At 43.2% G+C, this 20,858-nt stretch carries 22 protein-coding genes and 1 tRNA gene; 10 read left to right on the forward strand and 13 right to left on the reverse strand.

Going from position 1 to position 20,858, the window contains the following annotated elements; translation table 11 throughout:
* Position 1: 1 nt before the first annotated feature.
* Both CK503_RS02875 and CK503_RS02880 read right to left on the reverse strand, forming a co-directional pair.
* Entirely contained in the window at positions 2–742 is a 741-nt protein-coding gene (locus tag CK503_RS02875; RefSeq protein ID WP_095605288.1) for an ABC transporter ATP-binding protein, read from the reverse strand.
* A gap of 16 nt (positions 743–758) precedes the next feature.
* Positions 759–1,496, reverse strand: coding sequence for an MlaE family ABC transporter permease (locus CK503_RS02880; RefSeq protein WP_095605289.1), 738 nt, complete (start codon positions 1,494–1,496; stop codon positions 759–761).
* Between the two features lie 122 nt (positions 1,497–1,618).
* Here CK503_RS02880 and CK503_RS02885 point away from each other — a divergent pair, with 122 nt between their 5' ends.
* From CK503_RS02885 to CK503_RS02910, 6 genes are all read left to right on the forward strand, one after another.
* Positions 1,619–2,725, forward strand: coding sequence for a potassium channel family protein (locus CK503_RS02885; protein ID WP_095605290.1), 1,107 nt, complete (start codon positions 1,619–1,621; stop codon positions 2,723–2,725).
* On the forward strand, positions 2,722–3,909 hold the full coding sequence (aroC, locus tag CK503_RS02890) for a chorismate synthase (protein WP_095605291.1): 1,188 nt from the start codon (positions 2,722–2,724) through the stop codon (positions 3,907–3,909). Before CK503_RS02885 ends, aroC begins: the two co-directional genes overlap by 4 nt.
* 102 nt (positions 3,910–4,011) lie before the next feature.
* On the forward strand, positions 4,012–4,359 hold the full coding sequence (locus CK503_RS02895; RefSeq protein WP_141239869.1) for a tetratricopeptide repeat protein: 348 nt from the start codon (positions 4,012–4,014) through the stop codon (positions 4,357–4,359).
* A 5-nt stretch (positions 4,360–4,364) separates the two neighbouring features.
* Complete coding sequence (locus CK503_RS02900; RefSeq protein ID WP_176466187.1) at positions 4,365–5,462, forward strand: LysM peptidoglycan-binding domain-containing protein; 1,098 nt, start codon at positions 4,365–4,367, stop codon at positions 5,460–5,462.
* The gene (locus tag CK503_RS02905; RefSeq protein ID WP_255233317.1) at positions 5,459–6,187 is read left to right on the forward strand and encodes a CPBP family intramembrane glutamic endopeptidase; all 729 of its coding nucleotides are present in this window, start codon (positions 5,459–5,461) and stop codon (positions 6,185–6,187) included. The genes CK503_RS02900 and CK503_RS02905 overlap by 4 nt, the downstream gene beginning before the upstream one ends.
* Before the next feature lie 257 nt (positions 6,188–6,444).
* Positions 6,445–7,020, forward strand: a complete 576-nt coding sequence (locus CK503_RS02910) for a sigma-70 family RNA polymerase sigma factor (protein ID WP_095605293.1) — start codon at positions 6,445–6,447, stop codon at positions 7,018–7,020.
* A gap of 15 nt (positions 7,021–7,035) precedes the next feature.
* Here CK503_RS02910 and CK503_RS02915 read toward each other — a convergent pair whose 3' ends face one another.
* The 5 genes from CK503_RS02915 to CK503_RS02935 all read right to left on the reverse strand — a co-directional run bounded on the left by CK503_RS02915 (position 7,036) and on the right by CK503_RS02935 (position 11,892).
* A complete protein-coding gene (locus CK503_RS02915; protein WP_095605294.1) occupies positions 7,036–8,361 on the reverse strand; it encodes a sensor histidine kinase in 1,326 nt (441 codons plus the stop codon).
* Positions 8,362–8,476: 115 nt separating this feature from the next.
* Positions 8,477–9,739 (reverse strand): ATP-dependent Clp protease ATP-binding subunit ClpX, encoded by a 1,263-nt coding sequence (clpX, locus tag CK503_RS02920; protein WP_095605295.1) that lies wholly within the window; start codon positions 9,737–9,739, stop codon positions 8,477–8,479.
* 26 nt (positions 9,740–9,765) lie between these two features.
* Positions 9,766–10,395: an ATP-dependent Clp endopeptidase proteolytic subunit ClpP gene (clpP, locus tag CK503_RS02925; RefSeq protein ID WP_095605543.1), complete on the reverse strand. Its 630-nt coding sequence runs from the start codon at positions 10,393–10,395 to the stop codon at positions 9,766–9,768.
* A gap of 72 nt (positions 10,396–10,467) precedes the next feature.
* Positions 10,468–11,754 carry a trigger factor gene (gene tig / locus CK503_RS02930; protein WP_095605296.1) on the reverse strand — a complete coding sequence of 429 codons (1,287 nt, stop codon included), beginning with the start codon at positions 11,752–11,754 and terminating at the stop codon, positions 10,468–10,470.
* A gap of 55 nt (positions 11,755–11,809) precedes the next feature.
* Positions 11,810–11,892, reverse strand: a tRNA-Leu gene (locus CK503_RS02935).
* A 186-nt stretch (positions 11,893–12,078) separates the two neighbouring features.
* Between CK503_RS02935 and cutA the strand changes: the two genes are divergently transcribed.
* Positions 12,079–12,438 carry a divalent-cation tolerance protein CutA gene (gene cutA / locus CK503_RS02940; protein WP_095605297.1) on the forward strand — a complete coding sequence of 120 codons (360 nt, stop codon included), beginning with the start codon at positions 12,079–12,081 and terminating at the stop codon, positions 12,436–12,438.
* Positions 12,439–12,454: 16 nt separating this feature from the next.
* On the opposite strand, the gene CK503_RS02945 is transcribed toward cutA, so the two are convergent.
* Positions 12,455–13,111: a phosphoadenylyl-sulfate reductase gene (locus CK503_RS02945; protein ID WP_095605298.1), complete on the reverse strand. Its 657-nt coding sequence runs from the start codon at positions 13,109–13,111 to the stop codon at positions 12,455–12,457.
* Positions 13,112–13,157: 46 nt separating this feature from the next.
* Between CK503_RS02945 and CK503_RS02950 the strand changes: the two genes are divergently transcribed.
* Complete coding sequence (locus CK503_RS02950; RefSeq protein ID WP_095605299.1) at positions 13,158–13,913, forward strand: enoyl-CoA hydratase/isomerase family protein; 756 nt, start codon at positions 13,158–13,160, stop codon at positions 13,911–13,913.
* 15 nt (positions 13,914–13,928) lie between these two features.
* On the opposite strand, the gene CK503_RS02955 is transcribed toward CK503_RS02950, so the two are convergent.
* Positions 13,929–15,086 carry a S1C family serine protease gene (locus CK503_RS02955; protein ID WP_255233318.1) on the reverse strand — a complete coding sequence of 386 codons (1,158 nt, stop codon included), beginning with the start codon at positions 15,084–15,086 and terminating at the stop codon, positions 13,929–13,931.
* A 120-nt stretch (positions 15,087–15,206) separates the two neighbouring features.
* Positions 15,207–16,190, reverse strand: coding sequence for a DHH family phosphoesterase (locus CK503_RS02960; protein ID WP_095605301.1), 984 nt, complete (start codon positions 16,188–16,190; stop codon positions 15,207–15,209).
* A gap of 147 nt (positions 16,191–16,337) precedes the next feature.
* Here CK503_RS02960 and CK503_RS02965 point away from each other — a divergent pair, with 147 nt between their 5' ends.
* Positions 16,338–16,961, forward strand: a complete 624-nt coding sequence (locus CK503_RS02965; protein ID WP_095605302.1) for a thiamine diphosphokinase — start codon at positions 16,338–16,340, stop codon at positions 16,959–16,961.
* Positions 16,962–17,015: 54 nt separating this feature from the next.
* On the forward strand, positions 17,016–18,464 hold the full coding sequence (locus CK503_RS02970) for a sodium:solute symporter family protein (protein ID WP_095605303.1): 1,449 nt from the start codon (positions 17,016–17,018) through the stop codon (positions 18,462–18,464).
* A gap of 49 nt (positions 18,465–18,513) precedes the next feature.
* Here the strand turns inward: CK503_RS02970 and CK503_RS02975 are convergent, their stop codons facing one another.
* Genes CK503_RS02975 through porX form a run of 3 tightly spaced genes read right to left on the reverse strand, consistent with a single transcriptional unit; the run spans position 18,514 to position 20,854 of the window.
* The gene (locus tag CK503_RS02975; RefSeq protein WP_255233319.1) at positions 18,514–18,840 is read right to left on the reverse strand and encodes a hypothetical protein; all 327 of its coding nucleotides are present in this window, start codon (positions 18,838–18,840) and stop codon (positions 18,514–18,516) included.
* Positions 18,815–19,243 carry a tRNA (adenosine(37)-N6)-threonylcarbamoyltransferase complex ATPase subunit type 1 TsaE gene (gene tsaE / locus CK503_RS02980; protein WP_095605305.1) on the reverse strand — a complete coding sequence of 143 codons (429 nt, stop codon included), beginning with the start codon at positions 19,241–19,243 and terminating at the stop codon, positions 18,815–18,817. Before tsaE ends, CK503_RS02975 begins: the two co-directional genes overlap by 26 nt.
* 57 nt (positions 19,244–19,300) lie before the next feature.
* The gene (gene porX / locus CK503_RS02985) at positions 19,301–20,854 is read right to left on the reverse strand and encodes a T9SS response regulator signal transducer PorX (protein WP_095605306.1); all 1,554 of its coding nucleotides are present in this window, start codon (positions 20,852–20,854) and stop codon (positions 19,301–19,303) included.
* Positions 20,855–20,858 lie beyond the last annotated feature (4 nt).

Raw genomic sequence — 20,858 nt, forward strand, 5'->3', positions numbered from 1 at the left:
GTTAATTTCTTATTTGATACTCGCTTGCAGTAATGAAGTCCATCAGTTCCTTATTGTCACTTTTACGCATTTCACCTACCGTACCATACCAGCACATTCCCTGATTTTCAAGGAATACTACTTTTTCGGCAATTTCGAGCACACTATGAATGTCGTGAGTAACAACAATAGATGTAATATTTAAGTTTTCGGCCATTGAGATTATCAGCTTGTTAATCTCAGAAGAGGTCCTCGGATCAAGTCCGGAAGTCGGTTCATCATATATTAAAAAATCGGGCTCCAAAATAGTAGCCCTGGCCAAAGCCACACGCCTGCGCATGCCTCCCGACAGCTCGGCCGGTGATTTTTCACCGGTTCCTTCAAGATTTACCAATCCAAGTGCTTCTTCTACTTTTTTAGTAATATCTCCTTCGGAATAATCTGTAAAATAGCGCAGCGGAAACGCAATATTTTCAAAGGTATTAAGCGAATCAAAGAGTGCCGAACCCTGAAATAAAACACCAAACCGCTGACGCATTTTCCGTAAGGCTACATATTCCAGATCAAATACATTCTCCCCGTCAATGATTACTTCTCCGGAATCAGGATACATCAACGCATTCAAATGCTTAACCAGCACCGATTTTCCACAACCGGAGCGTCCAATAATGGCTACGGTCTCACCATCCTCAATATCAAATGAGACATCCTCCCACACGAGGAGATCACCAAAACTCTTTTTTAGATTTCGTATTTCTATCATCGCAATTTATTGAATCTTATAAGAACACGGCTGCCAGTACGAAGTCGGCCAATAATACGTAAATACAGCTTAAAACTGTAGCCTGTGTGGTACTATTTCCTACTCCTTCGGCCCCCCCGGAGGCATAATATCCCTTAAAACACGATACGGAAGTTATTACATATCCAAACACAAAAGCTTTAAGGATACCAAAGGTAACATCCCAGGGATAAAAGAATTGTCGTGCGCCCTGTATAAACTCGGCAGGTGGAATAGCCCCTGAAATAGCTCCCGCAACGATACCACCTACTATTCCCGAAATACTGGCAAAAATATACAGCATGGGAAACATAATTAATCCCGCAAGTACACGAGGCAGTACCAAAAATGAAACGGAGTTAAACCCCATCGATTCCAGAGCATCAATTTGCTCACTCACGCGCATAGTCCCCAGCTCAGTAGCAATACGAGCTCCCACCTTTCCGGCCAAAACCAAACTTGTAATCACCGCAGCAAGCTCAATAAGCAGAGATTCAGAAGTAATAGCGCCAATAATCGAAATCGGAACAAAGGCAATTTCAAGTTGATAGGCCGTTTGGATAGTCATTACGGCACCGGTAAAAACCCCCGTCAATAATACGATAGGCACTGATTCATACCCAATTTTTAAAAGCTCGTTAACAAGATTTTTCTTGTACGTATCTACCTCATATAGCGAGCGTAATGACCTATATAATAGCAGGCTGTACTTTCCTAATTTTTCTAATGCTTCCATATATCATATTGTGCTAAAAGAACGCTGGAAACTATTAAATTTATACGTCGTTGTCATTTCATACGCTTTAATTTTTCAACTATATTAACCTACTGCAAATTAATCACAACAATAACCATTATATGTTCCGTTTTTACGACGATATCATTGACAGTATTATAGTGGTTAGAATCACTATAGCTATTAGTATATTGGTTGTTGTGTTTATAGTTGGTTCGCTTGGCTACCACTTTATTGAAGGCATGCAATTCTTTGATGGATTTTATATGACCTTCATCACCATAACCACTATCGGATTTGCAGAACTCACAAACCTCTCACAGGGTGGACGTATTTTGACGATGGTTCTTTTTGTAATGGGGATCGGAGTCATCTCATATATTGCCTCTCAAACCACACAGCTTATTTTTGAAAGTGAAATTTTTAGATTACGTGCTATGAAAAAGCAACTAAAAAAAATGGAACGCCATTATATTATAGCCGGCTATGGCCGTATAGGTCATCGCATAGCCGAAGTACTTCAAGACGCTAATATATCTGTTGTGGTAATTGATAACAGGGAAAGTAGTATTGAACGAATTAAGGATGATAAATTATTATACGTTGATGGAGATGCACAAGATGAAGATGTACTAAAAGAGGCCGGTATTGAAAGGGCCAAGGGATTGGTTTGCACCCTCTCCCGCGATCAGGATAATGTATTTACAACGCTCATAGCTCGAGAATTAAATCCTGAACTCTTTATTCTTGTGCGCACGAATCACCATCATAATACTAAAAAAATTAAGCGAGCCGGTGCCGACAAAGTGATTTCTCCCTACGAAATTGGGGCCGACCGAATGGCGAATGTTATTCTACGCCCGAATGTTGATCAATTTATGGATCAAATATTGGGAGGCACTACGCAAGATCATGTATTTGATGAGGTGAAGATTTTCGAAGGATCTGATCTTGCTGACAAAACTCTGGCCGAAGCGCAAATTCGGCAAAAATATTTTGTGGTTATAATTGCCATTATTCCTGAGGACCAACAGAATATCCGATTTAATCCCGGTAGCGATGATAAAATTTCAGTTGGTGACTCACTTATTGTTCTGGGAGATATTGAGCGTATTAAACACCTTCGTGAAGAAGGGTGTGAAGATTTTCGAACGCTTGAAGAAAGGGTCTCCAACTACGATTTCATAAATGAAATAAATACATCTGAAAAAAATATACAATCTGCATGATACGATATTTAACGGCTGGCGAATCGCATGGCCCACAACTTACAGGCATTGTCGAAGGCATACCTGCCGGACTCCCTATCACTGAAGAGGAAATTGCCCTACACCTGGCACGTCGCCAGAAAGGATACGGCCGCGGCGGACGCATGGCATTTGAAAAAGATCGCGCCGAAATTTCATCGGGGGTCCGTTTCGGTAAAACAACCGGCGCCCCCATTGCTATGCAGATGCCGAATCGTGCCCACGAAAAAGATGACTCTAACTGGCCCAAAGTGTTAGCAAAAGAAGGAGATGGTGAAGATGTCGAAAAGATTACCGTCCCTCGTCCCGGCCATGCCGACTTAACGGGCGTGCAAAAGTATCGTTATGATGATATACGTCCCGCCATCGAGCGTTCCAGTGCCCGCGAAACAGCCATGCGCGTAGCTTGCAGCTCAATCGCTCGAAAATTCCTTAAGCATTTTGGCATTGAAATCGGTGGACATGTAACCCGTATCGGCAGTGTGGGCTACGAGAATTCCTGGGAAGATGTGCGCGAAATTGTTGATCCACTTGCTGCACAAGGGGCAGAAACGATCTTTGAAAAATCAGACGAATCTCCTGTACGTTGCCTCGATGAAGAACTTACCCAAGAGATGCGCGAACTGATTATCAAACGTCGAAAAGAAGGCAGCTCACTCGGCGGACATTGGGAGGTCGTTGTTACCGGTCTGCCGGAAGGTCTCGGCAGCTTTGTCCACTGGGATCGTAAACTCGGAGGACAAATAGCCCAGGCTGTTATGGGCACCCAGGCTATGAAAGGTGTGGAAATCGGGCAAGGATTTGAGTCCGGTCGCCGGCACGGTCAGGTTGTACACGACGAAATTATGTATGCAGATGACACTTATAAACGAAAAAGCAATCGTATGGGCGGACTCGAAGGTGGCGTAACAACGGGCATGCCCCTGATTATTCGCGGCGTAATGAAGCCCATCCCTACCATGCTTACACCCATCGACACCGTGGATATCGAAACCAAAGAAAATAAAGATACCCGATACGAACGCTCGGATGTATGTGCCCTGCCTCGGGCCATTGTTGTAATGGAAAGTGTAATTGCGCCCGTGCTGGCTAATGCGTTTCTGGAAAAGTTCGGGGGCGATTCAATCGAGGAAATCGAAGAACGATATCAAAACAGAAATAATTGAAAAATAGAAATTAATTAAAACACCACATACTTTATTGATTTCTGTATCTTATTACCGGAACATAAAATACCTCGTACAACTTTAACGTTACCGTAATACGTTATGAGTTCAGATCAAAAATCAAAGATAAAACAGCTGGCCCGGCAGATTAAACACAACCCCGGGGACTCGTTTTCGAAGTTCGCTCTGGCGCTGGAATTCCGTAAGGAAGGAGCGTTTAAAAAGGCGCGCATTTTGTTTGAGGATATTCTGTCGAGCGATCCCGAATACGTAGGAGTTTATTACCACTTGGGCAAATTGTATGAAGCGCTGGACAGACTGGACGATGCACAAACCTTGTATCAAAAAGGGATAACGGTAGCTAATGAACAGGATGAACAACGCACAGAGAAAGAACTAAAAGAAGCGCTGCAACAACTTAAAATGGAAATGGAAGAACGATCGAGCTGATGAGGATGATGAAACCATTATTACTTTTTTTCATTGTATTTCTTGGGCTTACAACACTTACTCTGGCCCAAAGCCAATCGCATACCGTAAAGCAGGGCGAAACCCTGTTTAGCATTGCCCAACAGTATGATAACGAAGTGGAGCAAATAAGAGAATGGAATAATCTGCGCGGCAATGAACTTTCGGTCGGACAAACGCTGCTTGTTAGTGCCCCCTCACCTGATTCTGCCATCACACATACTGTACAACGACAAGAAACGCTTTTCTCGATATCCAAGCAGTATAACGTGAGTATTGCCGAAATTAAAAACTGGAACGAACTCTCGACGAATAACCTCGAAGTAGGTCAACAACTTACGATTTATCCATCCGAACCCAACAATCAGGAACAACAGTCGCTGGTGGTTGAAAATAACCCCCAAAACAACAGCTATTATACCGTCAAAAGTGGCGATTCGTTGTACAAAATTGCTCAAGAACATGATATGTCTGTTGAGGAAATAAAGTCACTAAATGATCTGACGTCCAATACCATCAGGGTGGGACAGCAACTAACAGTCCGCGGTAAATCTTCACCGCCGCCCTCTGTCGCTGACGAGGGTATTGAGTCTTCGCCCCAGGGTAAGTTTATGGTTCATACCGTATCCGGAGAGACAAAAACGCTGCAGGATCTGCTCAATAAATTCCGGATGGACGAACAGGAGTTTCGGGCATTGAACCCTTCGATAGATAAAAACCGTTTTAAAGATGGAAGTGAAATCACTGTCTTGGCTCCACCTACCAGAACCTACGAAAATCCTTATTTGATGAGTTCCGGTATGCAGGATTTGGGTTCTACGGCAGTGTCTCAATACAGTAAAAATGAGCGTGGAAATCCAACTACCAACGGTGAACTGTACAACCCAAATGACTTAACAGCAGCCCATTCTAACATCTCGCTTGGATCTGTTATCTACATTGAAAATAACGACAATAATCGGGGCGTATATGTGCGCATCAATGATCGACATTCAGGAAACGGGCTCAAGCTGTCATCCGCTGCCTGGCAAACGCTTAACTTTAGTGATAATCTGTCTACTGTGACTATTTATCAAAATCAATGAGCAATATTCGACAATCGATAAAACATTATTTTTCGTCCACACATACCCTTCTGTACAGCTATTTAATTAGCCTTCCGCTATTATTGCTTTACGAAGTGCTCATTTTTCTGGCACAGCCTGATTCAGAACAAGTGGTTCGCATCTCTGTGGATGTGTGGATTAAAACGCTATTCTCATATATCGGTAAAGATGTACTCTCTATTACCCTTATTTTAGTGGCACTCGTTGGTATGTTTGTTCTCTATCGCGAACGAAAGAAATTATCGTCGCTAAAGATGAGCTACTTTTTTACTATGCTCATCGAAGCCTCGTTTTATGCTTTTTTTCTGGCCCTTTTAATTAATACGACTGTCAGTGGGTTGTTACAGATAGTTCAAACATCACCCATCGAAAGTTTAACCACGCTGCAGCAATTGGCACTCTCACTGGGGGCAGGATTATATGAAGAACTATTCTTTCGGGTCATCTTAGTATCAGCCCTGCTTTTTATTTTCAAAAAAGTCTTTGCCAAACAATCGGTAGCTTTTGCCTCTGCAATTCTTTTGGCCGCTGTGATTTTTAGTTTAGTTCACTATGTGGGCGCTTTTGGTGATCCCTTTACATTAGGTTCATTTTTATTTCGTTTCTTATTCGGACTGGCACTCAACGCCATTTATTTATGGCGTGGATTTGGTATGGCAGCATGGACACACGCCATTTACGACCTGATGGTTATCGTCTATTAACAAACTTGATTTCGTAAGAAGTTAAAAGTAGAAACCATCTTTGTTTACCCTATGATTAAACAGAACATTTATATTAACTATGGGGTATATCAGTTAAAACAATTAACGTTTTAAAACCATAATTGATATCATAAGATTTGTTATATTTCAATTTAAGGGAAAGTGCTATTGATTTGAGTGTGTTACGCTTAGGTAACACTGACTTGATACATCATTTGAATAATACTGACTTAACCATCAACAGTTAAGCTATCGGGATGGCCGAACTTACAAAAGAGGAGATCCAAAAACAGGAGGATTTCGAGGAAGAAATTGTTCCTCACCTGGATGCTATGTACAATTTTGCCCTTCGCCTTACTTCTGATCCAAGTGATGCCGAGGATCTTGTACAAGATACTATTGTCAAGGCGTTTCGCTTTTTCAGCAGCTACGAAAAAGGCACCAATGCTAAGGCATGGCTATTCCGTATCCTCAAGAACTCCTATATAAACAACTACCGAAAGCAATCTAAACAACCCAACCAGGTTGATTACGATGAGGTGTCGGAGTTTTATGAAACAATCCGGGCCGACCGAACGGACACCTCTGACCTTGAAGATAAAATGTTTCGTGAGCTTGTTGATGATGATATCTCCCAAGCCCTGGAGGAGTTACCAGAAGATTTCCGTACTGTCGTGCTGCTTTGTGATGTAGAAGGCTTTACATACGAAGAAATTGCCAATATGCTGGATGTTCCCATTGGTACCATTCGATCACGGTTACATCGCGGACGAAATCTTTTGAAAGCCCAACTCAAAGAATATGCCGAAAAACGGGGCTATAAAGAGGATTAGTGCTATTATAGAGCACTACGCTCTTGTCACTTCCGATTCATCTTCTACCGCCACCGGGTTTTCAACGGCCTTTAAAATAACACGCATGGTGGTTCCCTCTCCCAACTCCGATTTATGGATAACCAGTTTTCCTTTATGATACTCTTCTATAATTCGTTTTGTCAGGCTTAGCCCCAATCCCCAGCCCCGTTTTTTAGTGCTGTATCCCGGCTTAAAAACCTCACTTTGATATTTCTTTTCGATGCCGACGCCTGAATCAGTAATATCGATAAACACCTCGCTCTCTACCCGCTCCAACTTTACTGACACATATGATTTTGTAGTGTTGGATTTGATAGCATCCATTGCATTTTTGATCAGGTTTTCCAGAGCCCACTGAAAAAGATCCGGATTAACCTTGGCACGCACATTGGAATCAATGTTCCGCAGCACATCCACATTATTACCCAGCTGGGGCAAACGCTGCTCCATATAATCCATGACCTCTTCTAAAATAGGATTCAGCTTTTGAGCATTTAGCTCCGGCTTCGATCCAATTTTATTAAATCGTTCGGCCACGCCTCGAAGCCGACTGATGTCATTTTCGAGCTCGTTACATATTCGCTGTGTAAAGTCATCATCCTTTTCCTCCCGAAGCAGCTCCACCCATCCATACAAACTGGACAAAGGTGTCCCCAACTGATGGGCTGCCTCTTTGGTCATTCCCACCCATAAGTTTGATTGCTCGGACTTAGCAATGGTTCGATAACTTATATATCCGATCCCAAGCAGTACCGCCAGCAAACTCAACTGGATATACGGAAAATATCGAAGGTACCGCACGGTCGGACTTTCCCCATAATACACATATTGGGTCTGGGAATACTCCTCATCACCAAGCGTTATTTCTATGGGATCATGCATGGCCGCAAATCGATCGATCAAATCTTGATCAACCGTCTCGTCAACGTGATTCGTAAACATCACATCCCCTCGTTCATCAACAATAATGCGCGGCACTTGGAATCGATCTTCACTAAGTACAATTTCCTGAGTGACAAATGTTTGAGAGGCCCGGTCGGCCTCAGCCTTTTCGATCATGTTAATCACACTATCGGGTACTGCAGCACTTGCATTGGTCCTAAGGTAATTGGAAGCAGCCAACAGGTTCTGGCTGATCTCTTCCTGAGTAGGATTCCCTGTATACTCTATGGCTTTTGCCCACAGCTCTATCCCCGACCGCTCCTGTGTAAGAATTCTGTTAACCAAATATTGATTATAGGCAAACGAACCAATCCCAAGCAGAATAAGAAATCCCACTAAAACAATATTTATTCTGTTGGATGTAAGTTGTATTCTCATACCAATGCGGATAGAATATATATCCCATTAAAAAAATCTACCGGTATATTTTACAAAATAAAAAAGGCATCACCGAATTGATGATGCCTTCAAAACTAATCTTTTTTCCTATTTTCTAAGCAGAAGCTTTGCGCTTCTCATAAACGGGCGGTGCTTCATCCAGAACCGTTTCACGGGTTATTACACACCGTTCAATATTATCCATTGAGGGCAGGGTATACATAATATCCAGCATGGATTTTTCCATAATGGAACGCAGCCCACGTGCACCTGTACCTCGTTCGAGAGCTTTTTCAACAATAATCTCGAGCGCATCCTCTTCAAATACAAGCTCGACCCCTTCCATCTGGAAAAGCTTTTTATACTGTTTAACGAGTGCATTTTTGGGCTGTACCAGAATTTTGATCATGGCATCTTCATCCAGCTGATGCAAGCCTGAAATTACAGGTAAACGACCAATCAATTCCGGAATCAAACCGTATCGCTGCAGATCCTGTGCTTCGACGTGGGTAAAAATATCGGGATCATCCTTATCGTATGTTACCTGCTCCTCGGAATGGAATCCAAGTGAACTTACCGAGAGGCGCTTGGCTATAATTTCCTCCAATCCACTGAAAGCTCCGCCACAAATAAACAGGATATTCGAGGTATCAACCTGTATAAAACTCTGTTCGGGATGCTTACGTCCACCCTTCGGCGGAATATTAGCTACCGTTCCTTCTAAAATTTTAAGCAGGGCCTGCTGTACTCCTTCACCGGAAACATCACGCGTTATAGAGGGATTATCACTTTTACGAGCCACCTTGTCAACTTCATCAATATAAACAATACCGCGCTTGGCCTGCTCTACATCATAATCAGATGCCTGTAACAAGCTTGATAGGATACTCTCCACATCTTCTCCCACATAACCGGCTTCCGTTAGTACCGTTGCATCGGCAATAGTGAACGGAACATCAATAACATCAGCCATTGTTCGAGCTAACAGGGTTTTTCCACAACCCGTTGGGCCCAGCAACATGATATTACTTTTTTCCACTTCAGTATCATCAAACTCATCACCTAATTCCGAGCTAACACGCTTGTAGTGATTATATACTGCTACCGAAAGAGTTTTCTTGGCTCCCTCCTGACCTATGACATACTCATCAAGTCGGGATTTTATCTCGGCCGGCTTCAACAGCGGTTTATAGTTCTTTTCCCGCTTTTCTGACATCGAGGCCAGATCACTCTTTACAATGCCGGAGGCGTCAGCCACACATCGATCGCAGATATACACGTCGTTAGGGCCGGCGACCATGCTGTTTACTTCATGGCTTGATCGTCCACAAAACGAACAGTGAATTGTTTTTTCGTTGTTATTTTCTTGGTCGCTCATTGTCCTCTAACTGAAAGTCTTAAAATTTACTCTTCTTTTTTACGCTTCATAATGTTATCAACCAAACCGTACTCTTTTGCTTCCTCAGCAGCCATCCATTTATTACGGTCGGTATCTTCCATAACCTGATCTACCGATTTTCCGCTGTGTTCAGCAAGTACTTCGCTAATCAGTTTTTTGATGCGTAAAATCTCTTGTGCCTCAATCTCAATATCACTGGCTTGACCGCGCACACCGCCCAATGGCTGGTGAATCATAACACGGGAATTAGGCAATAGATTTCGTTTACCTGCCGCTCCACCTGCTAACAACAGCGCACCCATCGATGCCGCCATCCCCACACAGGTGGTGGCAACATCACATTTAACGTACTGCATAGTATCATAGATTGCAAAACCTGCAGAAACCACTCCACCAGGGCTATTAATATACAGGTTTATATCCTTCTCGGGATCTTCCGATTCAAGAAATAACATCTGTGCTACAATAGAACTTGCTACTGTATCATTAACAGGGGTGCCCAAGAAGATAATGCGATCTTTAAGCAGGCGCGAATAAATATCAAATGCCCGTTCACCACGTTCCGTCTTCTCGACGACCATCGGTACCAGATTATTATTCTGGATACGGTCTGTATCTCCTGCATCGCTTGGCATTTCGTATAATGGTTGCTTTTCCATAAGTAAATCAGAAATAATAGTTTTATTCAATAACTAATGTTGTAGGCACTACGCCTCAATATCTTCGTCGTGTTTTTCCTGATAGGTTTCTTTATCAATTTCCTTGATGTTAACCTCATCTTTTAACCTGTCAAACACCTTTTCTTCACGAATACTGTTTCTCAAACTCTCAAGCTGCTGCGGATTCTGTGCAAACATATTCCGCATCTGATCGACACTGATGCCATAGCGCGAAGCTTCAGCCTCTAAGTGCTGATCTATATCTTCGGGTTTTATCTCGATATCGTCAAATTTTTCTTGCAGCTTCTCATTAAGGAAAAACCACTTGGCATCGCGAATCGCGCGATCTTCCATATTTTCCTTGTATTCCTCTTCATCAAAATCAGGGGGTAACTGTCCCTGTGACTGCTGCTTTACACGCTCAACATATTGGTTTTGCACCTGTTTCTTAAACACTTCAGGAACGTCAAAGTCATGTTTATCAACAAGCGAATCAATGATATCGTTCTTAAACAGATCATCCGCCGACTGATCGTAATAATCCTGAATCTTACTTTTGATCAGACTCTTAAACTCATCCACGTTTTTAGCTTCTCCGTCTGAGGCTTCCTTGGCAAACTCATCCGTAAGGTCAGCTTTGTGCAGCTTCTCAACCTTTTTAACATTAAGCTTAAAGCTGTGTGTGTGGTCATCATGACCAATTTCAACATCAATCTCATCACCCACTTCATGACCGAGAAGATCATCGCGAAACTGCTCTGATTCTTCTTGTGTCAAATCAATGGTTTCTTCCGTTTTATTCTCTTCGTCGGGCTCTCCGTCATCATCCAACGGAATAGCATCAACAGTTACGCGGTTGTCTTCCGTAATCTCTTCCTCAACAACCTCCCAGTTACCCTGCTGTTTTAGCTGTCGATCGAGCTCTTCGCCCACTTCTTCATCCGTAACGTCATGGACAAGGCGATCCACTCCAACTTCACTGAGATCAGTTAACTCAAATTCCGGACGTGCTCCTATCTTGAACTTTGCCTCGAGCTCATCATTTTCCCAGTTTAGTTCCAGCATCTCGCTTTCCCCAACCGGTTCATATTCAGGCACTACCTCATTCTCAAAAACCTCCTGAACATATTTACTGACCTCTTCTTGTTCGATTTCGTCTCCAAAACGCTTGCGAACAATTTTAATAGGTACTTTGCCAGGACGAAATCCGGGCATGTTAATCTGTCCGCGATATTTTTTATAGGCCTCTTTAAACTTCGGCTCCAAATCTTCGCGATCGGCCGAAATAATTAATTCCTTGTCTACAGAGGTGATGTCATTGACTGTTATTTCCACAGGACTACTCCAAATAGTATTTTATTAGAACGGTAAAAGTGATAAAAGATGTATGTACGAGAGGGGGGACTCGAACCCCCACGCCTTAAAGGCACTAGATCCTAAATCTAGCGCGTCTACCAATTCCGCCACTCTCGCAAGTGCTCAACTAATCTGCAAATATTTACATTTACCAGATTTTGAGAGTCTCGAAAAATATGGCTTTTTTCATCTGATATCAACATTAATAATGCGCAATTTTTTAGTGTTCGGGCTATGAGTCACAGCTTCAATTTTGTAATTTCATACACTACAACTAAACACCAACCCTGACGATTCGCACTCATGTTTTACAACCTTCGCTTGGTTTATATCACCACAAAAGATAAAGCAGAAGCCAAATCTATTGGTAAAAAACTTGTTAAAGAGAACCTGGCGGCTTGCGTCAATATTATTGACGGTATGGAAACTATCTACCGCTGGGAAGAGGAAATTGTGGAAGACACCGAAGCCATCCTAATTGCAAAAACGCCCTATCACAACGTTCAAAATCTTACAGATCGCGTGAAGGATCTCCACAGCTATGAATGCCCCTGTATTATCTCGCTACAGCTAACCGAACAGGAAGGCAACGAAGAATATCAAAAGTGGCTACTTAAAAACTCCCAAAAACAGGAAATTGATTATGAAGTAGAAGATTTGTAATCGGATTTCGAGTCTCTTAACGATGTAATCCACATTCAGTTTTTGAAAAGTCACTCCAGCGGCCTTCGCGGCCTTCCCCCTTGGAGGTACAGTGCGTACAACCTATAGAATCGAATCCCTCCTCTTTCAGCGGGTGCTCCGGTAAACCATGGCTTTCAATATATTCTTCCACCAGTGATGAATTCCAATCGATAAGTGGATAAAATTTTATAAGCTCATTATCATCATCCATAATAGGCAAGCTATTGCGATGACTATCCTGAAAGCCGATAAGTCCTGACATCCAAACTTTATACTTCTCCTTAACACGATCTAATGGCTCAACCTTGTTAATATCGCAACACTTATCGGGATTATCTTCCCAAAGTTCCTCTTTAAACGTATGAGCATGCTCCGCCGGATCGGGACGCAAATCAATGACATTTAAATCCAGCAAGCGTGTTAGCCGCTGCTTGTACGAAATAGTCTCTTCGAAATGATATCCGGTATCAATAAAATAGATAGGACAACCGGGCTTTATTCTACTTAACAAGTGCAACAGCACAGCCGAGGTAGTGCCAAATGATGACGTTACCAGTACATCCTTAAACGTATTAAATACCTGGGCTACGCGCGCATCAACAATTTTTGCCGAAAGCGACCGATTTATCTTTTCTTTATTGACAAGATACATATAGATTTCGTTTTAATACCCAATTCAAACAAGCCTTAATCTAACAGTGAGCATTGTAAAAATCGAACAGAAAAATCATATTTGCCGAGCCACCATCAATCGCCCCAAATCACACAATGCGATCAACTTTGGGGTGATGGATAAACTTGAAAACCTACTCGACGAACTCGAGCATGATGCTACCACTCGCTGTTTTATTTTATCGGGATCAGGCCAAAAAACCTTTATCTCCGGTGGAGACTTACGAGAGTTCCACACCATCAAAACAGCAGAAGAGGCAAAACCGATGGCCAAGCGCATGCTCGCCATTTTAAAACGCATCGAACAACTGCCCTGCTGGACGATCGCCGCTGTCAATGGAGCAGCCTATGGGGGCGGGTGTGAAATGATGCTTGCTTTCGACTTTCGAATAGCGGCTCCGCACGCTACTTTTGGATTTACCCAAGGCAAGTTCTATTTGCCACCCGGCTGGGGCGGACTTACCCGTTTAGTCGAAAAGGTAGGACGCTCTACAGCTCTACTTTGGCTGGCAGAGGCAAAAGTCATAGACTCACAAACAGCTCTCCGCCATAACCTTATTAACCATATAACTGAAAGTAGCGATTGGCAAGATGAAATTTGGGAGCGAGCTCAAAATCTCACGAAAAATGACCGTTCATTTATCAAAAACCTGAAAGAGGGAGCCATGCGTTCTACTCAGGCGCGCTGGAAAGCAATTGAAGCTGAACTCGATTCATTTGCTCAATTCTGGGAAAGTGATCTACATGAAGAGCGTGTGGAAAAGTTTTTAAATCGAAAATAGCATCTAAATAGAACGCTATTCTTTTACTCTTTTACGCAGATACATTTTGGTTTCATAGCGGTCCCCTTTGCGAAATAGCTCTACCCGCATCGAATCTCCCTCCTGATACTCTCGAAATAGAGCCTGTGCATGCATCTTACTTTGTATTCGCTCATTCCCGATTTTTAAAATAATATCGCCCGGCACAATTCCAGCTTCAAAAGCCGGCCCGTCTTTATTTACACTATTAACCAACAAACCACGGGTTGCCGGCAAATTGTATTTCATTACTAATTGACGGGTCATTTCAACAGTATTCAAGCCGGGATCATAAGACAATGTTACCTCCCCGGTACTTGACAGCTGATCGATAATTTTTTGCACCCGCTTACTGGGGATGGCGAAACCGAGTCCCACATTACCACCGCTGGTACCCCCGGTAAAAATAAAGGTATTGACACCGATTACTTTTCCCTCACTGTCAACCAGCGGACCTCCTGAATTCCCCCGGTTAATAGCGGCATCAGTCTGAATCATATCCATATATACCCGTGGTTCATTAGGATTGGGACGAAAATCACGATTTATCGCACTCACAACTCCCACTGTAACCGACGGCTTTGCAGACTCAAATAATCCAAACGGATTGCCTACCGCCAGCGACCATTCCCCAACTAACACGCTATCTGAATCTCCAAATTCTACGGCCGGGAATGTGCGATCTGCATCAATTTTTAACAACGCTAAATCGGCAAGTTCATCCTCACCCAATACCTCAGCCTCATATTGTTCCCCATCCGGCAAAGAAACAACTACGCGTTTAGCCTGTTCATTCGCTACATGTTGATTCGTAACTACCAACCCATCCGAGCTAATAATAAATCCAGATCCCATACTGCTAACTTCCCGCTCAATGGGCACCGGAACAAATCGATTATAATACTCACTGAACTTTAATCGGCGTCCGCCCTGTACCATTTCTGTGACCGTAATACTCACCACAGCCGGACTTACCTTCTTCACCGCTCTGGTTATAGCCGTTTGGCGACTGGTGCTGATTTGCTCATCGGGATCTTTCGTTTGTGCTACCGGCTGTTCGTAATTACTGTTACCTTGGGATTGCTCTGCCGAATTGGAATTAGACATAGAATCTCCCAATACGGTAGAAATGCTTGCTCCTAATGCCTCAGTCACCTTAGAATTGCTACTTGACTGAGAATGACTTTGTTTATCCAAACATCCTGCTATTAAAACAGACAGGACCACCGCTGCACTTAAAACGGATTGCTTAACCATTAAAAAGATCCAAGTTTATTACGACTTATCTACGCTAACAAGCTGTTCGGCACCAATCTCTACCAAGTCTTCGATCGCTTTTTCGAGCGGTCCCGGATGCCATGCACCCGATGCCTTTTTATGGCCTCCGCCTCCTACTTTTCGTGCCCATTTATTAACGTCGACATCATTGCTTTTGGAGCGAAGACTCATCTTTACGCCATCACCCAGCGCCTTAAATAATATTGCAGCTTTAATACCAGCTACACTCAGCGGATAGGCTACAAACCCTTCGCAATCGTCATTGGTAGTATTGGTTTCTTCCAGCATCTCTTTCGTAACGTACATAATAGCTATTTGATTGTCCTCAAATAACTCAATCGTACTCATCGCCTTGCTAAGCAAATGCAGCTGGTTGAGACTTTTCGTCGAAAACACTTTTTCGGCCACCTCGTTGGGACGAAACTCACCCAGTCGCAACAATTCTGAAGCAATGTTCATAGTTTCGGGCGTAACGCTGTCGTATTGCAGCGATCCGGTATCCGTTAAAATGCCAGTATAAAGAGCTTTCGCCACTTTCTCGTCTACCTGTGAGACATCATTTTGCAAAAAGAGATGAAAAATAAGCTCGCACGTTGATGACGCCTCCTCAACCGAGATACTCAAATCAAAACCATCATGTGGATCGGGATGGTGGTCAACCATAAACGACGGCTTCGGATAATCCTGAATATAATCGGAGTAACTGCCAAAACGCTTGGGGGAGTTTCCATCCAACACTAAGAATGCATCACATTTATTCAGTGCTTTCTCATTCGGTTCTTGGATAGGATAGAATTCAGCAAGCCATTGTAAATTTAATGGAACATTATCATCATTAAACCCAATAGCATTTATTCCATTTTTTTCCAGCCAGAGACAGGCCGCCACTTGGGCACCAATGCAGTCACCGTCGGGACGGATATGCGAAAAAACACCCACGGTGTCAAATTTTTGCAGTTTTTGGATGAGTTCTTCAAACATAATGGCTATTTATAGCGCGAAAAATAAGCTTAATAAAATGGTAGATAGCTTTGAAGAAAGCAATATTTTTTTATCAGTAAAATCTTATATCATTTTACTGTATCATAACGTGCAAATAAGCGTTAAAACAACCTAAAGCCGTTTTTTATGAAATCGATTCTAATTCTCTGTAATGGTAGTCCGCCATCAGAGGAATTGTTTAGCAAATATCGAGCGAAAACAGATTATTTTATTGCCGCCGATGGCGGGGCCAATATTGCCCAAAAGCTGGGTGTCACACCCGATGTAATTATCGGTGACTTGGATAGCTATAGCGGCACCGACCAGGCATCCGAAATCATCTTTCGCCCAAGCCAAGAGCTTAATGATTTGGAGAAAGCCCTTCAGTACGCCCAAAAGGAAAGGGGTACCCATATTTATATTTTGGGTGCCACTGGTCACCGGTTGGACCAGACACTCAAAAATTTATCCGTCCTCAAACAATTTTCACCGCATTTTGAACAAATTCGAATAGCCGACGATTTTGGTGAAACAAGACTACTTCCTCCTTCTTTTTCAGATGATTTCACAATAGGAACACAACTCTCGTTATTCCCCCTTTCGGGTAAAGCTACCGGTATTACTACATACGGATTAAAATATCCGATCGATAATGAATTTCTCAAAAATGGTGTACGTGATGGATCATCCAATGAAGTGATTGCGAACCCCGTTCAGATCACTCACAAAGCAGGAGATCTGTTGATGTTTGTAAAACATAATAGCGATTGACCCCCTACCCTTATTCAGATATCTTTCACCCATTTTAAAACCAAATATCGACCGTTGACTGAACTACAATTTACCCTATTCGATTGGAGTCTTATTGTATGCTACTTTGCTCTGCTTATTTACCTTACATGGCAGCGCAACTGGGAAGAAACCGATGAGGAGTCGTTTCTACTGTCGGGCCGAAAGATGAGTCTCGCCGCCTTTGTAGCCACGCTCGTTTCAACCTGGTATGGCGGTATTCTGGGCATTGGAGAATACAGCTACCAAAATGGGATCTCTACCTGGCTTATTTTGGGATTCCCGTTTTATGTTTTTTCAGCACTTTTTGCCTGGCTGCTGGCCGGGAAGATCCGCATGAACAAAGCTCTTTCACTGCCCGAGGCCGTTGGTAATTTTTATGGAGATACGGCCGGTCGCTTCTCTGCCATCCCTATTTTTATTCTTGTGAGTCCGGCTCCCTACATTCTAATGCTTGGGTTAATTTTCCAGTATCTCACCGGCGGCGCCGGCCACTTTCTATGGTACGCCAGTGCCGTAGCACTATTTTCTGTCGCCTACGTAATATTTGGAGGATTTAACGCTGTCGTCCGTACCGATATGCTTCAAATCGCCCTGATGTTCGGGGGATTTACGTTTTTGATCATTTTTGCAGTAATGGAGTTCGGAGGTTTGGGAGAGCTATGGTCTTTTATACCCCCTGACTTCACAGATATCACCGGCGGCGAAGATATCCAATATATTCTCGTTTGGTTTTTTATTGCGCTATGGACGTTTGTGGATCCCAGCTTTCATCAACGCGCCGCGGCGGCAGAATCGCCTGAAACCGCTAAGAAAGGAATTTTTATCTCCATCTTGTTATGGTCACTTTTTGATTTCTTGACAATTTTCAGCGGTATGTACGGCTTTGCCATCCTCGGAGATTCATTAGCCGAACCCATCATGGTTTATCCTTACCTGGCCAACGAAATTTTACCCATCGGCCTAAAGGGGTTGTTCTTTGTAGCACTGCTGGCTACCATCATGTCAACACTCGACAGCTACCTGTTTCTTTCCGGACAAACACTTGGTCGCGATCTGCTGGTAAAGATCTTTCCCAATATAAAAAATAACACCCTTACTCGGATTAGCACGCTGATCGCCGCACTGCTGGGGATCTTGTTAATCATCATCTATCCCAGTGTTATCGACTTGTGGTATGTTATTGGTTCTGTGATGATTCCCGGCCTTCTGATTCCCGTGATGGGCGTTTACCTACGATTTTTTACCCTCAAAAAAGAATGGGTGCTCCCAACTATGATTGGCAGTATCGGTGTATCATTACTTTGGCTTATTCTGGGTACTATCACCAGCGAAGGGATGTACGATTACACCTATCTTGGCATCGAGCCATTTTATCCGGGGGTAATTACAAGTATCATACTGTGGATATTGGGAAAGAAAAAAGATGGTAACCTTCTTGAAGAAACGGACTTTGCCAAAGATGAAATGCTTGACAATCACTAATTAGACCTGATTCCGTGGTAGAGCAACAAAATCAGATTTATGTCAGTCGTTACGTACTCTTCAAGATATGTCCCAAGTTCAGCTTATGAATGGGAATCAGGTACTTCATAGCCATAGCATCCTTTTCGATGTTAAGCTCACCGGTTCGACGGAAATCAACAATACAATAATCATCAAACGAGCGTACCACTTCACCAATACCGTAGTACTCGGGGCACGGTCCGTAATAAACCAGATCTCCAAGCTGGATATTATTATCCGCTCGTCGGTTATACGGATATATAACCGGCAGTCGATCTAATCGATATGGAAGTCTTTTCTTGGTTGCCATGGTCGCATAATATACGGGATTACGGCTCCCTTTTTCTAATGACAAATTTTCGGGTATTCTTGTCAGGTGCTTCAATGGAAATCCAGATAGCCTCCGGTGGAATTAGCGGCTCAATTCGTTCCGGCCATTCGATTACCGTAACTCCATCGCCATAAAAATATTCTTCAGCTCCAATTTCGAGTGCTTCACGAGGAGATTCCATGCGATAACAATCAAAATGATAGAGCAACTTATCCCCGTCATACTCATTGATAAGCGTAAAAGTCGGCGAACTGACATCGTCACTTTCAATACCCAGCCCCTCCGCCATCCCCTTCACAAAGTGTGTTTTCCCGGCACCAAGATCCCCCTGCAGGCAAACGACCTCTCCTGCCTCCAAAGAAGCCACGAATTCTTTTCCCCTTGCAATAGTTTCGTCAGGAGACGTCGTTGTAAATTCCTTTTCCATAAAATACTTGTTAATCAAAAAGAGTAAGAAGATACAAGCTCTTGGATGAGAAATCTATTACAACATTGACTTGGGACGCAATGTAGAAATAGGCAATATCATCTCTTCCATACTGGTTCCACCGTGCAAAAAGGTATCTCTGTAGCGATTCTGATAGCGATGATAGTTGGTGGGATATACAAAGTAGTAGTCCTCTTTGCCAATAATATAATTGTTGGAATGCCCCGGCGTTGGCAATTTATATTCGGCGGGATCTTCAATAATCAGCGCTGCATCATCGTTAGCGGATAAATTCCGGCCATATTTATATCGGAGACTTGTAGATGTTTCCCGATCCCCATACACCTTCGTATCCCGAAGGGCACGCACCGCACCGTGATCGCTCGTCACCACGATGACTACTTCTTCATCGGCCAGCAATTTAAATATTTCATACAGTGTAGAGTGCTGAAACCAAGTTTGGGTCAACGATCGAAAAGCAGGAACATCCGGGGCTATTTCTTTAAGCACATCAGAATCAGATCGGGAATGCACCAGCGTATCAACAAAATTATACACAAAAGTACTCAACGGAACCTGCAGATAGTTATGGATATTATCGGCGATACTCCTTCCCTCATCCGTTCGTAAAACTTTCTCATACTTCACTTTTTTGTCAATCCCCTTTCGGCCCAACTGCTTTTTAAGCAGTTCTTCCTCGAACTGATTTAAAGAACTTTCATCTTCACCCTGACTCCACAAACGAGGGTAAATATCTTCAATTTCAAGCGGAAACAACCCGGAAAAAATAGCATTCCGGGAATAAGGGGTTGCCGTTGGCAGGATAGAGTAATAGAAATCAGTATCAATCGCATAATCTTCATTCAACAGTCTTTGGAACATCAGCCATTGATCATACCGCATGCAATCGATTACCAGAAAAAGCGTAGTCTGCCCATTTTTAACATGAGGCAAAACATATTCGCGCACAATATCTGTGGAAAGAGCCGGACGTTGCGGCGTGGATTGACTGAGCCACGACTTGTAATTCTGTGCAACAAATCGCCCGAACATTTTATTCGCTTCCTGATACTGATCGGCAAGAACCTGACGCAATGATTCATCACCCGATTCCAAATCGATATCCCACTGGGTAAGCTGCTTGTAAATCTCTATCCACTCCTCCCATCCGGTTTCTTCGTGAATTTGCCCGGATATTTCATTGAAATTTCGCAGATACGACTGGGCAAACTTTTCACTACGAATCCGATGGCGCTCCAGGATACGCTTAACTGTCAGCACGATCTGGTTCGGATTCACCGGCTTAATCAAATAGTCCGAAATTTTGCCGCCGATGGCATCCTCCATAATCGACTCCTCCTCACTCTTCGTAATCATTACCACCGGCAAACCCGCCTGTATGGTTTTGATTCGATTTAGCGTGGCAAGCCCATCCATGCCCGGCATCTGCTCATCCAGAAAAACAATATCAAAAGGCTGTTCCTGGATCAGCGTAATAGCGTCTTCGCCGTTGGTTACGGGCGTAACCTCAAAATCTTTATTCTCTAAAAAAATGATGTGCGGCTTCAGCTGATCGATCTCATCATCCGCCCATAAAATACGTGTAGCCATCAGG

Origin of the sequence: Fodinibius salipaludis (assembly GCF_002287075.1) — a bacterium.
In the GTDB taxonomy this organism is placed as follows: Bacteria; Bacteroidota; Rhodothermia; order Balneolales; family Balneolaceae; genus Fodinibius; species Fodinibius salipaludis.

Excerpts from the sequence above, each read along its gene's own strand:
- CK503_RS02875 (WP_095605288.1), bottom strand. The coding sequence starts at position 742 with ATGATAGAAATACGAAATCTAAAAAAGAGTTTTGGTGATCTCCTCGTG.
- CK503_RS02880 (WP_095605289.1), bottom strand. The coding sequence starts at position 1,496 with ATGGAAGCATTAGAAAAATTAGGAAAGTACAGCCTGCTATTATATAGG.
- CK503_RS02885 (WP_095605290.1), top strand. The coding sequence starts at position 1,619 with ATGTTCCGTTTTTACGACGATATCATTGACAGTATTATAGTGGTTAGA.
- aroC (WP_095605291.1), top strand. The coding sequence starts at position 2,722 with ATGATACGATATTTAACGGCTGGCGAATCGCATGGCCCACAACTTACA.
- CK503_RS02895 (WP_141239869.1), top strand. The coding sequence starts at position 4,012 with ATGAGTTCAGATCAAAAATCAAAGATAAAACAGCTGGCCCGGCAGATT.
- CK503_RS02900 (WP_176466187.1), top strand. The coding sequence starts at position 4,365 with ATGATGAAACCATTATTACTTTTTTTCATTGTATTTCTTGGGCTTACA.
- CK503_RS02905 (WP_255233317.1), top strand. The coding sequence starts at position 5,459 with ATGAGCAATATTCGACAATCGATAAAACATTATTTTTCGTCCACACAT.
- CK503_RS02910 (WP_095605293.1), top strand. The coding sequence starts at position 6,445 with ATGGCCGAACTTACAAAAGAGGAGATCCAAAAACAGGAGGATTTCGAG.
- CK503_RS02915 (WP_095605294.1), bottom strand. The coding sequence starts at position 8,361 with ATGAGAATACAACTTACATCCAACAGAATAAATATTGTTTTAGTGGGA.
- clpX (WP_095605295.1), bottom strand. The coding sequence starts at position 9,739 with ATGAGCGACCAAGAAAATAACAACGAAAAAACAATTCACTGTTCGTTT.
- clpP (WP_095605543.1), bottom strand. The coding sequence starts at position 10,395 with ATGCCAAGCGATGCAGGAGATACAGACCGTATCCAGAATAATAATCTG.
- cutA (WP_095605297.1), top strand. The coding sequence starts at position 12,079 with ATGTTTTACAACCTTCGCTTGGTTTATATCACCACAAAAGATAAAGCA.
- CK503_RS02945 (WP_095605298.1), bottom strand. The coding sequence starts at position 13,111 with ATGTATCTTGTCAATAAAGAAAAGATAAATCGGTCGCTTTCGGCAAAA.
- CK503_RS02960 (WP_095605301.1), bottom strand. The coding sequence starts at position 16,190 with ATGTTTGAAGAACTCATCCAAAAACTGCAAAAATTTGACACCGTGGGT.
- CK503_RS02965 (WP_095605302.1), top strand. The coding sequence starts at position 16,338 with ATGAAATCGATTCTAATTCTCTGTAATGGTAGTCCGCCATCAGAGGAA.
- tsaE (WP_095605305.1), bottom strand. The coding sequence starts at position 19,243 with ATGGAAAAGGAATTTACAACGACGTCTCCTGACGAAACTATTGCAAGG.
- porX (WP_095605306.1), bottom strand. The coding sequence starts at position 20,854 with ATGGCTACACGTATTTTATGGGCGGATGATGAGATCGATCAGCTGAAG.